Source organism: Bifidobacterium castoris (genome assembly GCF_003952025.1).
GTDB classification, from domain to species: domain Bacteria; phylum Actinomycetota; class Actinomycetes; order Actinomycetales; family Bifidobacteriaceae; genus Bifidobacterium; species Bifidobacterium castoris.
In genome coordinates this window covers 47,268-59,585 of the sequence record NZ_QXGI01000007.1, presented here as the reverse complement: position 1 = coordinate 59,585, position 12,318 = coordinate 47,268, and the positions used below count along the sequence as shown (strand labels likewise).

Genomic DNA, 12,318 nt, shown 5'->3' with positions numbered 1-12,318 from the left:
CCAAGGAGACCGAAATGAAGATCGAAAACCCGGTGCTCACCGGATTCCACGCCGATCCGTCGATGATCCGCGTGGGTGGCACCTACTACATCGCCAATTCTACATTCGAATGGTTCCCCGGCGTGCGCCTGCACGAATCGCAGGACATGGTGCATTGGAGCCCTCTGCCAAGCCCGTTGGGGTGCAGTTCGCAGCTCGACATGCGCGGCAACCCGTCGTCCGGCGGCGTGTGGGCCCCCGACCTTTCCTATGCCGACGGCAGGTTCTGGCTTGTCTATGCGGATGTCAAGGTGGTCAACGGCGCGTTCAAGGACTGTGTGAACTACCTCGTGACCGCTGAAGACATCCATGGTCCGTGGAGCGAACCGGTGCGGCTCAACGGCGTGGGGTTCGACGCGAGCCTGTTCCATGACGACGACGGCCGCAAATACCTGGTGCAGCAGACATGGGACTTCCGTGAATACCACAACCCGTTCAATGGCATCACGCTCACCGAATTCGATGTGGACACGATGCGCCTCAAGCCCGAAACCGTCCGCACCATCTGGGGTGGCACCGACGTCAAGCTCGTGGAGGGGCCGCATCTGTACAAGATCGATGGCCTGTACTACCTGTTCTGTGCGGAGGGCGGAACCGTCTGGACGCATCAGGAGGTCGTGGCGCGTTCGGCCACCCTTGATGCCCTCTCATTCGAAGGCAGCCCGCTCAACCCGTTCCTCACGAATTTCGACACCCCGCGCAACTACCTGCAGAAGCAGGGGCATGGTGCACTCGTGAGCACGCCCGGCGGCGAATGGTACTACGCGTCGCTGTGCGCGCGGCCCTGGCACCACGCGACCGAATCGTTCACCGACCCGCGCGGCTGGTGCACACTGGGGCGTGAGACCTCGATCCAGAAGGTCGGGTGGACCGAAGACGGCTGGCCTTACATCGTGGGCGGCCATGGCGGAGAACGCTTCGTGGACGCCCCCACCGATGCCGTGGAGGCCGGTGGCGCGCCAGTTTCGCGCGACCAGCACGACGATTTCAGCGCATCCACCCTTGGTGTGGACTGGAACACATTGCGTGTGCCGTTCGACGAGCGCATGGGGTCGGTTGGCGGCGGTGCGCTCACACTGCGTGGGCAGGGCTCGTTGTGCAACCTGTTCGACCTCTCGCTTGTGGCGCGGCGCTGGCAGGCCTTTGACTTCGATGCATCGGTGGGTGTGCGGTTCGACCCATGCACCTACAACCAGATGGCCGGTCTGACGAACTACTACAACGACCTGTGCTGGTCGTGGGCCTTCGTGACGTGGGACGAGCGGCGCGCATGTCGGGTGATCGAAGTGGCGCAGAACGACTTCAACGCCTACACCTCGTTCCTGCGCGACAATGCCGTGCCGGTGCCGGATGACGCGGAAACTGTGTGGCTGCGCACGCGCGTGCGCACGCAGACCTACACCTATGACTATTCGTTCGACGGCGAACACTGGCAGAACCTTGGCGTGGAGCTCGACGCCAGGATCCTTTCGGACGATTACGTGAACCAGCGCTATGGAGGCTTCTTCACCGGCGCGTTCGTGGGGCTGGCCGCGGTGGATCTTTCCGGATACGACGCCCAGGCCGATTTCGTGGACTTCGAGTACCGCGAGCTGCCGGCTGCATAGGGCCGGCAGACCCATACGCCGCAAGGGGTCGCCACCTGCAAACAAGCAGGTGGCGACCCCTTGTTCGGTATTTCGGCTGGGAAGGGGCATTTTCTTGGTGACTGGCAGGTATCGGTGGCTTAGTGATGCAAGTGGTATCCGCACGTCATAAAGAAAAGGCTCCTCCCCAGCCGAAATACCTGCTGGAAAGGAGCCTTGTGGTGTTTGCGGATCAGCCGCGTGCCTGCACGTAAGCCTCGTAGACCTGCGGGGTGGGGGTGCCGGTCTGCACCGCGTCGATCGAAATCGGCCAGTCGGGCGCGTCATCCGCGCCGCTGAGCACCCAGGCGGCCTGCCTTGCCGCGCCGATCGCCACGTATTCGTCGGTCGCCGGGCATGAGACATCCATACCCAGGATGCATGGTGCGAGCGTGCGGACCGCCATTGACTTGGCTCCGCCGCCGATGAGCAGGATCCGGTCGATTTGCGCGCCGAGCGAACGGATGAGCTCCATGCAGTCGCGCTGCGAGCACAACAGGCCCTCCACGAAGGCGCGCGCCACGTTGCGGCGCTCGGTGTTGCGCAGCGTCATGCCGCTCAATGTGGCGGTGGCGTCCGGGCGGTTCGGTGTGCGCTCGCCGTCGAAATACGGCACGAGCGTCATGCCGCCGGCGCCCGGGTGCGAATCGAGCGCGAGCGTGGTGAGCTCGTCGTAGTCCACGTCGAGCATTGCGCGTGCTGCGTCCAGAATACGCGAGGCGTTGATCGTGCATGCAAGGGGCAGGAAATGCCCGGTGCAGTCGGCGAATCCGGATACCGAGCCGCTCAGGTCGTAGACGGGCTGCTCGCTGATCGCGGCCGCCACGCCCGAAGTGCCCAACGAGACGGACACGTCACCCACGGCCATGCCCAGGCCGAGCGAAGCCATCGCGTTGTCGCCGCCGCCGGGCGCGATGATGCATCCGCCGGGCACTTGCGCGCCGGCGATGGATGGGTCCGCGTTGACCGGTGCAACTTGGTTCGGTCCAAGCACGTGGGGCAGCACGATGCGTTCGGCGTGCTCGGTGGCGGCGGCGCCCGGCGTGCAGGCGTCGTCGGGCTGCAGTCCCAGCGCGAGCAGGTCGCGCCGGTAGGTGTTGGAGGCGGCGTCGAAGTACAGTGTTCCCGAGGCGTCGGAACGGTCGGTGAACAGGGCGTCGAGATGCGCGTTTTCGCCCGGCTGCACGGGGCCGAAGCCGGCGATGCGCCAGCTCAGCCAGTCATGCGGCAGGCAGACGGCGGCGATGCGTGCCGCGTTCGCTGGTTCGTGCTGCGCCACCCATTTGATTTTGGTGAGTGTGTACGAGGCGACGGGGGAGGAGCCCACGGCTTTCACCCAACGTTCGATGCCGCGCTGGTGCGGGTCCTCTGGCTCTCCGTCGGCCGCCGGCGCGGCGCCGAGCTCATCGATGAGCGCTTCGGCCTGCGGTGCCGAGCTCGTGTCGTTCCACAGCATCGCGTCGCGGATCACCCGGCCATGTTCGTCGAGCGCCACCATGCCGTGCTGCTGGCCGCCCACGGCGATCGCGGACACATCATCCAATCCGCCGGCCTGCGAGGCGGCTTCCTGGAACGCGCGCCACCAGTGCTCCGGGCTGACGGCGGATCCGTCGGGGTGCTTCGCCTGTCCGAAGCGCACCAGTTCGCCCGTTGCGGCGTCGGTGACACGGACCTTGCAGGATTGGGTCGAAGTGTCGACCCCGGCCACGAGAACTCTGCTCATGAGATGACTCCTTTGTTCGTCCATCCGCCGTGTGCGGGGCACTGCGGCGTGCATGCGAAGCGTGCGGACGGCCTATATAGTTAGATGAATAAACTATAATGGGTAGTGTAGCATACGATATGTCGGCGAGGAAACGCCCACGCGGGTCGCAGAGTGGCTGCACACTCGGGCCGGAGCAAGCAAGGAGTGTCTTATGGCGGTTCTCAAGCGCATCAACCAGGATGACCTACGCAACCACAACCTATCCGTGGTGCTTGATACGATGCTCCGTTCCACAAGCGCTTTCAGCCGTGCAGACCTTGCCAAGGAGACCGGCCTCACGAAAGCCACGATGTCGCTGCTCATCTCCATGCTCCTTTCGCACCGCATCGTCAAGGAGGGCGCACCGCTCGTCCAGTCGGTGTACGGGCGCCCAAGCACGCCGCTGAGCATCGCGGGCGGCAGTGTGTGCGGCGTCGGCATCCAGATCAACACCGATGGCTACGGCTATGTGGTGCTCGACCTCGACGGCAGTGTCGTGGCCGAGCGCTGGATCGCGCGAGACCTGCACGACGCCGACGCTGACGCGCTGTTCGACGAGCTTGACGCCATGCTCGTCGAACAGGAGAAGACACTGCGCGCGCAGAGCTATATGATCGCCGGCGTCGGTCTTGCGTTGCCCGGACTGGTGACCGAGGACGGCCATCTGCTCATGGCGCGCAACCTGGGGTGGGAAGACCTCGACCTGAGCCGTTTCGACCTGATCCGCCGGTTCGACGTGGTGGTGGCGAACGAATCGAACATGGCCGCTGTGGCGCAGCTGCCGGGGTATGCCACGCAGCGCACCGACGAGGGGATTGTGGGGCCGAACGGATCGTTCCTGTATGTGTCGACCGACATCGGCATCGGCGGCGCCATTGTGCGCGGGGGGCGCGTGGTCACCGGCGACCATGGGTATGCCGGAGAGATCGGCCATCTTTCGGTGCAGATGGATGGGCCCGTCTGCCGTTGCGGCCGCCGCGGCTGCGTCGAGGCCTACGCCGGCCGCCGGTCCATGGTGGAGGCCGCCGGCGTGGCCGAAGGCAATGCCGCTGCCTCGCAGGCGGCGCTCGACGAATTCGGCAGGCGCGTGCAGGAAGGGGACCCGGTCGCCATGGCGGTGTTCGCCGACGCCATGCATGCCATGACGTCGATGCTCACGTCGGTGATCAATCTGGCCGACCTCGATACCGTGATCATTGGCGGCAGCTGGGCCCGCGTGCCTGCGGATGTGCTGGAGCGCATGGCGGCGCGCGTTCAGGAGCGTATCCTCGCGCGCGGCACGCTCAATGTGCGCCTGCTGCGCGCTTCGGGAATCTCTCGCCCGGCGCTGTTCGGCGCCGCACAGACCGGCTTGCGCAATTTCATCGACGACCCGCTGCGCTACCTCGGCTGAGCGCGCCCGTACTCCATCTCAATATGCAGTTCGCATAGTGGTCGTCTTGCGGTGCGGTGCTACGCTGTCTTGCGGCGTTCCCGCCCGAGCTGCGCAGGTCAAGGAACGCCGGCGATCCGCCAATACCATGCTGTGCGCAGTACCGTAAGGAAGAGGGACTTCCATGGTCGACCATACCCAACAACCAACCCCTGTCCGTTCGCGCGTCCGACTGCGCTGGACGACCGCGGACATCGCCGTGGCCGCCGCGCTCGGCATCGCCGCCGGCGTCGTCTTCTGGGGATTCAATTTCGCCTACTCATCGATCTCGCCGATCCTCGGCGGTCTGCTGCCGGGATGCGCGAGCATCCTGCACGCAGTGTGGTACTTCTCAGGCACGCTCGCCGTGCTCATCCTGCGCAAGCCGGGCTCGGCCGTGTTCGTCAACCTCGTCGGATGCGCCGCGGAGATGCTGATCGGCAGCTCGTTCGCCTTCGGATTCGTCTTCCTGTCGGCCGCGCTGCAGGGGCTGTTCGCCGAACTGCCGTTCGCGCTGACGCGGTACCGCGTCTTCAACCTGCCGATCTCGATCCTTTCCGGCGTATGCACGGCGATCGAATACGGCATCTACCTGATGCTGTTCCGCTATCAGGGCGTCGCGTTCCTCAGCCCGCGCGGCATCGTGCACATGGTGAGCGAGATCATCGGCGGCGCGCTCATCGCCGGCGTCTGCTCGTGGTACCTCTATCTGGCGATCGCGAAGACCGGCGTCCTCGACCGTTTCGCCTCCGGCCGCGCCGTCCGCGCCGCGGTCGCCGCTGACAATCGCTGACGATCCGCGCCTACGGCGGTGTTCGGGTGGGCGCACCCGCACACCGCCGCCGTTGCGATCAGTGGCAGCATATGGGTGAGGTCACCCATATGCTGCCGTTGCATGCGCCGATGGCGGTCGTTCATGGGTGAGTGTACCCGAACATCGCCGTTATGGACGCCGTCAACGGCGGTGTTCGGGTGAGCGCGCCCACGTACGCCACTGTCGCTGCAATCAGCGGCGGGGCGGGTGGAAGGCACCTGAATACCGCCGTTGCGGCTGCCATCGGCGTCCCATTACGTAAGATGGGCGCCGCCCGGACGGGAAGGCGTCCACGTACACTGATATCGACGATGTATCGGCAGGAGAGAGCGTGCATCGTGACGAGACCATGCGACATCATCGAGATGAGCGCCATCACATGAAAAGAAGGTTTGTTCATGGTGGACGACAGCACGATTGTGTACGCGGGAGCCGAAGCCGGCACGCAGACCGAACTCATCAACCCCAACGAAATCGCCGCGCTTGCGAAGAAGCCCAACCGTAAGCCGCAGAAGGACGACGAGCGCAAGTACCTGTGGGTGATCTTCGCGTCGATCGCCGTGCTCGCGCTGTTCGCCGTCGTCATCTTCGCCGGCGTGCAGATCCACAACCGCCGCCAGCAGCAGCTCGCGCAGGAGCATGCGCGTTGCGAAGGCGCGATGGCGGCGCTCGACAAGAAGGCGAAGCAGTACGAGGAGCTGCGTGCGGGGGATGGCGCATCCGCCGGAACGATCTCCGACATCCAGGTCGCGGACAGTGGCACCGTCGAGCTGCTCGACGAGCAGCTCAAGGCGCAGACGCCGGCGGCGACGAGCTGCGATGTGCCGTCGGTCGACCAGTACGACGCGCGCATCCAGCAGATCCGCGATCATGAAGAGTGGTACGACGCGCATATGCGTTCGCTGCAGGAGGCCGTCGACAGCGTCAACGATTCGAAGCGGCTCAAGGAAGTCGAAGAGGCGACGGCTGCGCTTGACGACACGTTGCGTGAGGCGCAGACGACGCTCGACCTGACGCGCGGACAGGTGGCGGACGAGGCGACGTGGAGCCGTCTGTCCGAACTCTACGACAAGGCGAAGCAGGCCGAGGCCGCCGGCGACCTCGACGAGATCACGTCGATCGAGCAGCAGATCAAGTCGGCGATCAGCGACGTCAACGCGTCGCGCGACAAGAAGATCGCCGACGACGAACGCAAAGCGCGCGAAGAGGCGCAGAAGAAGGCGCAGGCCGAAGCCGACCGCAAGAAGGCGGAAAGCCAGTCCAGCAAGGACAACGACGGTAACGCGAATCAGGACAATAAAGACAACGACCGCCGCTGACGCGCGTGGCGCGGAGTTCCGGTGACCCGTCGCGCGTATGGGTGCGCGGTGCGGGACGCTAGGGTGGGCGTCAGTGTTGCGTGGTGCGTATGGGTGCGTTGCGTGGGACGCTAGCGTGTGTGCCGGCGTTCCATGGAACGTATCCGTGCGCGGTGTGGGACGCCAGCATGTGTGTTGGTGTCGCGTGGCGCGTATGGGTGCGCGGGACGGGATGCTAAGGGACGATTCCGGCACGGATTGCGTATGGATGCGCTGCGCGGGATGCGGGGAGCGGTGGAATGGGAAGCGCACCCGGATGCGATGGCATGCATCGGGAGACGATACAGGACGGCCCGCTGTTGTCAGCGGGCCGTGACCGGTGGGGCCTCAGGGGCTTGAACCCTGGACCGGCGGATTATGAGTCCGATGCTCTAACCGACTGAGCTAAGGCCCCACGTCGTATCGCGGAAAACCGCGGATGCGACTCGCTAAAGTGTAGCAAACGACATGACCATATGGGCGGAACCGGCAAACACGGAAGGAATCGTCACGAACTTGCGGCCGCCGGCTGCGCGGCTGCGGCGCGCGGGACGCGGATGGCCGCATAACGAAAAACGCCGACCCGAAGGCCGGCGTTTTCCGTATCAGCGTGAGAGTCAGCTGCTCTTCTTGCCGTAACGCTTCTCGAAGCGAGCCACGCGGCCGCCGGTATCCAGAATCTTCTGCTTACCGGTATAGAACGGGTGGCACTTCGAGCAGACGTCCACCGTCATGTGGTCGCCGTTGGCGGTCGACTTCGTGACGAAGGTGTTGCCGCAGGAGCAGGTAACCTGCACCGCATGATAATCAGGATGGATTCCTGGCTGCATAATTTGTCTCCTAAAGATACGGGGGACCCGGGTCGCCATGCCCCGATGGCAGGCGTGAACCGGATACATGCATTGTACGGCTGTGCATTGACGCAACCGTACGGCTCGTCCCGTGGCGAACCACGAGCGTCGCCATCAGGGACAACTTCCCGGGCGCCGTGTTTATTCCGCACCCGCACCCGTGCGCGTCCGCGTTTCCTTGTGTCCCGATCGGCGCGACAACGGCTCTTGTTAGGATGGAACGGTTTGTACGGAGGGCCGTGCGTGACGCCCGGGTGGCGTGTGCCCGCGGCCGCAGCATCGAAAAGGCGAAGATGGCAGAGGAACAGTTCCCGGCGGCGCGTACCGCACTTGAGGAATACCGCAGGATCGAGCAGCAGATGGCGCAGCCGGATGTGGCGTCGTCCCCGGACGAGATGCGCAAGCTGGGACGGCGCCACGCCGAACTCGGCGCCATCGTGAGCGCGTACACCGACTACCTGCATGCCCGCGACGATGCCGAGGCCGCGCGGGAGATGGCCGGGGAGGATCCCGATTTCGAAGCCGAGGCGAAACGGCTCGAGGAGGCGCTGCCGGCCGCCGAGGAAAGGCTGCGCACGGCGCTCATCCCGCGCGACCCGGACGACGCGCGCGACGTGATCATGGAGATCAAGGCCGGTACCGGCGGCGAGGAGGCCGCGTTGTTCGCCGGCGACCTGCTGCGCATGTACACGCGCTACGCCGAGAAGCGCGGCTGGGGCACGACGGTCCAGAGTGAGAACACGACCGAGCTCGGCGGCGTCAAGGACGTGCAGCTCGCGATCCGCGCGAAAGGCACTCCGGCGCCCGAGGAGGGCGTCTGGGCGTCGCTCAAGTATGAGGGCGGCGTGCACCGTGTGCAGCGCATCCCGGTGACCGAGTCGCAGGGCCGCATCCAGACGTCGGCCGCCGGCGTCATCGTGTTCCCCGAGGCCGACGAAGACGACGACGAGATCGACATCGACCCGAAGGACCTCAAGGTAGACACCTTCATGAGCTCGGGTCCGGGCGGCCAGTCCGTCAACACGACGTATTCGGCGGTGCGCATGACGCACATCCCGACCGGCATCGTCGTGAACATGCAGGACGAGAAGTCGCAGATCCAGAACCGCGCGTCGGCGCTGCGCGTCCTCAAGAGCCGCCTGCTCGCGATGAAGCACGAGCAGGAGGCCGCCGAGGCCGCTGACATGCGCCATTCGCAGGTGCGTTCGCTCGACCGCTCCGAGCGCATCCGCACCTACAACTTCCCGGAGAACCGCATCGTCGACCACCGCACGAACTACAAGGCGTACAATCTCGACGCCGTGCTCGACGGCGACCTGCAGGCCGTCATCGACAGCGACATCCAGGCCGACGAGGCGCAGCGGCTGGCCAAGACCAACGAGTGAGCGTCGCGCACGCGCACGGAGCGCATAGGGCGCCCGACGCGGCGGACGCCACACGACATACGAAGCATGCAGGAGGCGACGATGGCATCGGCAACCGATGAAGCGATCGATGGAATGGACGACGCGACGACGGCGCGCGCGAACGGCACGACGCGCCCGGAGGCGCCCGGAGTCGACGCGCAGGGCGTCGCCGACCTCATCGCCGTCGGCGGTGACCGCCTCGCGCAGGGCGGCGTCGACACGCCGCGGCACGACGCGAAGCTGCTGCTCGCCGAGGCGACGCGCACGTCGCTGAGCGACGTCGACAAGGCGGCGCTGCTCGGCGACGGCGTCGCGAAGCTCGTCGCCGGCAGACCGATCGACGTGCCGGCCGCGCTCGCCGACTATTCGGCGATGCTCGCGCGCCGCGAGCGCCGCGAACCGCTGCAGTACATCGTCGGCCACGCGCCGTTCAGGTATCTGGACATCAAGGTCGGCCCCGGCGTGTTCATTCCGCGGCAGGAGACGGAGCTGCTCGTCGACGAGGCCATCGGCTGGATCACCCGGGGCGGCCTGTACTGCCCGCGCGTCGTCGACCTGTGCGCGGGCAGCGGCGCGATCGGCCTGTCCATCGCCACCGAAGTGCCCGGCGCGCAGGTGTGGGGCGTCGAGAAGGACGTGCTCGCCGCGCAGTGGACGCGTCGCAACGTGAGCGAGGTGGGCGCCGCGTTCCCCGACATCACCGCGAACTACCATCTCGAGATCGCCGACGCGACCTGCCCGACGACGCTCGCGCAGCTCGACGGCACCGTCGACGTCGTCGTCAGCAACCCCCCGTACATCCCGCTCACCGACGTGCCCGAACAGTTCGAGGTGCGCGAATACGACCCGCAGACCGCGCTCTACGGCGGCTCCGCCGACGGCATGATGGTGCCGGAGCGCATCATCGTGCGCGCGGCGGCGCTGCTGCGCGCAGGCGGCGTCCTTATCATGGAGCATGACGTCACGCAGGCGGACCGCACCGTCGCGTTCGCGCGTGCGAGCGGCTTCGCCGACGCGCGCACCGAGTACGACCTCACCGGCCGCCCGCGCTATCTTGTGGCGACGCGGTAGGCGGGGCGACTACAGTCGTCATCGAAGGGCGCCGCAGGCGTATGCCGCGGCGGCGCCGAAGGAACATCGGCAACGCGGAAAGGCGGGGAACAGGCATGAGCGACGTACGGGCCATCGATGAGCGGTCGCTGCGCGAGGCGAGGAAGGTCGTCGAGGGCGGCGGCCTCGTCGTGCTGCCGACCGACACCGTCTACGGCATCGCGTGCGACCCGCGCAACGCCGACGCGATCGCGCGGATCTACGCGGCCAAGCGACGCCCGCGTACGAAGGCGCTGCAGGTCATCATGGCCTCGGTCGATGATCTGGGCACCCTCGGCCTGACGCTGCCGACGCCGCTCAACCGTCTCGCCGCGCAGCTGCTGCCCGGCGCGTTCTCGCCGATCGCGCTCGCCGACGACGACTGCGCATTGTGCACGACGAGCCGCGACGCGCGCGGCGTGCGCACGCAGGCGATCCGCGTGCCGAACTCGCACGCTTGCCTCGAGGTGCTGCGCGCGACGGGGCCGCTCGCCGCGTCGAGCGCGAACCGTTCGGGCGACGAGAGCGCGCAGAGCGTCGACGAGGCGGTGCGCGCCTTCGGCGACGCCGTCGACCTGTATCTTGACGGCGGCCCGACAATCGGGCACGTCGCGAGCACCGTCGTGGCGGCCGACCCCCTCGCGCTCGACGGCGTCGAGATCCTGCGCGAGGGCGTCATCCCGGCTTCGGCCATCCGCCGCGCGATCCATATGAACGGCGGCGGTCTGGGTCTATGAAGGTCTATCTGTTCATCTGCCTGCTTGCGGCCTGCGCGACCTTCCTGTACACGCCGATCGTACGCCATGTGGCGATCCGCGTCGGCGCCGTCGGCGAGGTGCGCGCGCGCGACGTGCACACGGTGCCGACCCCGCGCATGGGCGGCGTCGGCATGCTGTGCGGCTTCCTGACGGCGATGTTCTTCGCGTCCCGCCTCAACTTCCTGCAGGGCGTCTTCCGCGACAATCATCAGGCGTACATCGTCATGGCGGGTGCGGCGCTCATCTGCCTGCTGGGGGTGTGCGACGACATCTGGGACCTCGATTGGATGCTCAAGCTCGCCGGGCAGCTGCTCATCTCAGTGTTCGTCGCGTGGGGCGGCCTGCAGATCATCACGTTGCCGATTGGCTCGCTCGTGACGGCGTCGCCGACGATCTCGATCGCGATCACGGCGCTGCTCATCGTCGTGTCGATCAACGCCGTGAACTTCGTCGACGGCCTCGACGGTCTCGCCGCGGGCATCGTCGCGATCGGCGGCGTCGCCTTCGGCATCTACTCGTACATCCTCGCGCGTTCGGCGCCGTCGTACGCGTCGATGGCGACGCTCGTCGACGTCGCGATGGTCGGCATCTGCCTGGGCTTCCTGCTGCACAACTGGCATCCGGCGAAGCTGTTCATGGGCGATTCCGGCTCGATGCTGCTCGGCTACCTGATCACCTGCGCGTCGATCATCATGACCGGCCGCATCGACCCGGCCACGGTGAACGCGTCTATCTACCTGCCCGCGTTCATGCCGATCCTGCTGCCGATCCTCGTGCTGTTCCTGCCGGTGCTCGACATGATGATGGCGATTTGCAGACGTCTGAGCAAAGGGCAGTCGCCGATGCATCCCGACCGCATGCATCTGCACCACCGCATGCTGCGCATCGGCCATTCGGTGCGCGGAGCCGTGCTCATCCTGTGGGGATGGGCGGCGCTCATCGCCTTCGGCTCGCTGATGCTGCTGTTCTTCCGGCCGATCCATGTGCTCGTCGTCTTCCTTGCGGCCGCCATCGCGCTCGCCGTCGCGACGATGTATCCGACGATTCGCCGGCGCATGAACGGCGAGGCCGAGGAACCGCCCGAGGAGCGCGATGCCGACCGTTCGGAGCATGCGCGCGGCGGCGGATGGTATCGCGCCCGGCACATGCGCGACATTGCATCGCCGTCCGATCCCGAATCGTCGTCGACGGCCGGGGAACGGCGGGGGAGCCGCCGGAACGACTGAGACGCGCCCTGGGCGGCG

10 protein-coding genes and 1 tRNA gene are annotated in these 12,318 nt (G+C 66.4%); 8 read left to right on the top strand and 3 right to left on the bottom strand.

The window, feature by feature from the left end:
• The first annotated feature begins 14 nt into the window (after positions 1 to 14).
• Positions 15 to 1,646, top strand: coding sequence for a glycoside hydrolase family 43 protein (locus tag D2E22_RS07975; RefSeq protein ID WP_126032571.1), 1,632 nt, complete (start codon positions 15 to 17; stop codon positions 1,644 to 1,646).
• Between the two features lie 211 nt (positions 1,647 to 1,857).
• Here D2E22_RS07975 and D2E22_RS07970 read toward each other — a convergent pair whose 3' ends face one another.
• Positions 1,858 to 3,387 (bottom strand): xylulokinase, encoded by a 1,530-nt coding sequence (locus D2E22_RS07970; RefSeq protein ID WP_126032570.1) that lies wholly within the window; start codon positions 3,385 to 3,387, stop codon positions 1,858 to 1,860.
• 193 nt (positions 3,388 to 3,580) lie between these two features.
• Between D2E22_RS07970 and D2E22_RS07965 the strand changes: the two genes are divergently transcribed.
• The 3 genes from D2E22_RS07965 to D2E22_RS07955 all read left to right on the top strand — a co-directional run bounded on the left by D2E22_RS07965 (position 3,581) and on the right by D2E22_RS07955 (position 6,952).
• Positions 3,581 to 4,801 carry an ROK family protein gene (locus tag D2E22_RS07965; RefSeq protein ID WP_126032569.1) on the top strand — a complete coding sequence of 407 codons (1,221 nt, stop codon included), beginning with the start codon at positions 3,581 to 3,583 and terminating at the stop codon, positions 4,799 to 4,801.
• Between the two features lie 163 nt (positions 4,802 to 4,964).
• Positions 4,965 to 5,612 (top strand): ECF transporter S component, encoded by a 648-nt coding sequence (locus tag D2E22_RS07960; RefSeq protein ID WP_126032568.1) that lies wholly within the window; start codon positions 4,965 to 4,967, stop codon positions 5,610 to 5,612.
• Positions 5,613 to 6,031: 419 nt separating this feature from the next.
• Complete coding sequence (locus D2E22_RS07955) at positions 6,032 to 6,952, top strand: hypothetical protein (RefSeq protein WP_126032567.1); 921 nt, start codon at positions 6,032 to 6,034, stop codon at positions 6,950 to 6,952.
• A gap of 359 nt (positions 6,953 to 7,311) precedes the next feature.
• Here the strand turns inward: D2E22_RS07955 and D2E22_RS07950 are convergent.
• Both D2E22_RS07950 and rpmE read right to left on the bottom strand, forming a co-directional pair.
• A tRNA-Ile gene (locus tag D2E22_RS07950) sits at positions 7,312 to 7,385 on the bottom strand.
• A 202-nt stretch (positions 7,386 to 7,587) separates the two neighbouring features.
• Complete coding sequence (gene rpmE / locus D2E22_RS07945; RefSeq protein WP_126032566.1) at positions 7,588 to 7,800, bottom strand: 50S ribosomal protein L31; 213 nt, start codon at positions 7,798 to 7,800, stop codon at positions 7,588 to 7,590.
• A 314-nt stretch (positions 7,801 to 8,114) separates the two neighbouring features.
• Between rpmE and prfA the strand changes: the two genes are divergently transcribed.
• The 4 genes from prfA to D2E22_RS07925 all read left to right on the top strand — a co-directional run bounded on the left by prfA (position 8,115) and on the right by D2E22_RS07925 (position 12,300).
• Complete coding sequence (gene prfA / locus D2E22_RS07940; protein WP_126032565.1) at positions 8,115 to 9,206, top strand: peptide chain release factor 1; 1,092 nt, start codon at positions 8,115 to 8,117, stop codon at positions 9,204 to 9,206.
• An 81-nt stretch (positions 9,207 to 9,287) separates the two neighbouring features.
• On the top strand, positions 9,288 to 10,298 hold the full coding sequence (gene prmC, locus D2E22_RS07935) for a peptide chain release factor N(5)-glutamine methyltransferase (protein WP_241218332.1): 1,011 nt from the start codon (positions 9,288 to 9,290) through the stop codon (positions 10,296 to 10,298).
• Between the two features lie 95 nt (positions 10,299 to 10,393).
• On the top strand, positions 10,394 to 11,053 hold the full coding sequence (locus D2E22_RS07930; RefSeq protein WP_126032564.1) for an L-threonylcarbamoyladenylate synthase: 660 nt from the start codon (positions 10,394 to 10,396) through the stop codon (positions 11,051 to 11,053).
• A complete protein-coding gene (locus tag D2E22_RS07925) occupies positions 11,050 to 12,300 on the top strand; it encodes an MraY family glycosyltransferase (RefSeq protein ID WP_126032563.1) in 1,251 nt (416 codons plus the stop codon). Before D2E22_RS07930 ends, D2E22_RS07925 begins: the two co-directional genes overlap by 4 nt.
• Positions 12,301 to 12,318: the final 18 nt, after the last annotated feature.

What these genes read in the sequence shown, in the direction of transcription:
- D2E22_RS07975 (WP_126032571.1), top strand. Translation starts at nt 15, where the DNA reads ATGAAGATCGAAAACCCGGTGCTCACCGGATTCCACGCCGATCCGTCG.
- D2E22_RS07970 (WP_126032570.1), bottom strand. Translation starts at nt 3,387, where the DNA reads ATGAGCAGAGTTCTCGTGGCCGGGGTCGACACTTCGACCCAATCCTGC.
- D2E22_RS07965 (WP_126032569.1), top strand. Translation starts at nt 3,581, where the DNA reads ATGGCGGTTCTCAAGCGCATCAACCAGGATGACCTACGCAACCACAAC.
- D2E22_RS07960 (WP_126032568.1), top strand. Translation starts at nt 4,965, where the DNA reads ATGGTCGACCATACCCAACAACCAACCCCTGTCCGTTCGCGCGTCCGA.
- D2E22_RS07955 (WP_126032567.1), top strand. Translation starts at nt 6,032, where the DNA reads ATGGTGGACGACAGCACGATTGTGTACGCGGGAGCCGAAGCCGGCACG.
- rpmE (WP_126032566.1), bottom strand. Translation starts at nt 7,800, where the DNA reads ATGCAGCCAGGAATCCATCCTGATTATCATGCGGTGCAGGTTACCTGC.
- prfA (WP_126032565.1), top strand. Translation starts at nt 8,115, where the DNA reads ATGGCAGAGGAACAGTTCCCGGCGGCGCGTACCGCACTTGAGGAATAC.
- prmC (WP_241218332.1), top strand. Translation starts at nt 9,288, where the DNA reads ATGGCATCGGCAACCGATGAAGCGATCGATGGAATGGACGACGCGACG.
- D2E22_RS07930 (WP_126032564.1), top strand. Translation starts at nt 10,394, where the DNA reads ATGAGCGACGTACGGGCCATCGATGAGCGGTCGCTGCGCGAGGCGAGG.
- D2E22_RS07925 (WP_126032563.1), top strand. Translation starts at nt 11,050, where the DNA reads ATGAAGGTCTATCTGTTCATCTGCCTGCTTGCGGCCTGCGCGACCTTC.